Genomic DNA, 582 nt, shown 5'->3' with positions numbered 1-582 from the left:
GGTGTGGCCGCTGTGACTGGAAAACCACGTACACGCGAGGGACACCCTTCTACGATTCGGAACTCACCCCAGGTGAGTTCCTCATCGCCTTCATCCTCTACGCTGACACACTCCTCAGCATTACCCAGATCGCTGGTCTCCTCTCACCGTGTTACACGACGCTTCACGACCAGCTCAGAGAGTTTGAAACCGCGTTCTGTCGGGGATTTCCGACTGTCTGGGAGCGCATCTCCCAGACAGTCGATGGGCCAACACAGGTCGATGAAACACAGCAGGTGTGTTCGGGCTTCAAAGGCCAAGATCCGCCGCGGGAGGGGCTCAACCGCGGCGGGTCGCCCGAGGGTGGACGGACCCGCTGGACGGGGAATCAGGGTGACGAACTGACGCTCGTCGCGGCGTGCCGCGACGTGCTTCGCGTGGTCTCAGCTCAGGAAGGAAGCGACTATGAAGATGACCTTGGGCCAGTTATCGAGGAAGCAGACGACCTCTCCCAGCCGCTGGGAGAGGTCTGGACCGATGGACTGCCAGCTTACCGAGGCATGGAGCACGATCACCAATACGTTGTCCACGACGAGAGGTACG

Annotated in this window: 1 pseudogene; it reads left to right on the top strand. The window is 60.5% G+C overall.

The window, feature by feature from the left end:
• Positions 1-582, top strand: a pseudogene (locus tag EXE41_RS18635) (IS1595 family transposase); the annotation flags it as partial.

This window comes from Halorubrum sp. SD690R (assembly GCF_005435035.1).
Classification (GTDB): Archaea; Halobacteriota; Halobacteria; order Halobacteriales; family Haloferacaceae; genus Halorubrum; species Halorubrum ezzemoulense.
The sequence above is the reverse complement of the archived record's forward strand: the minus strand, read 5'-3'. Positions and strand labels throughout refer to the sequence as shown.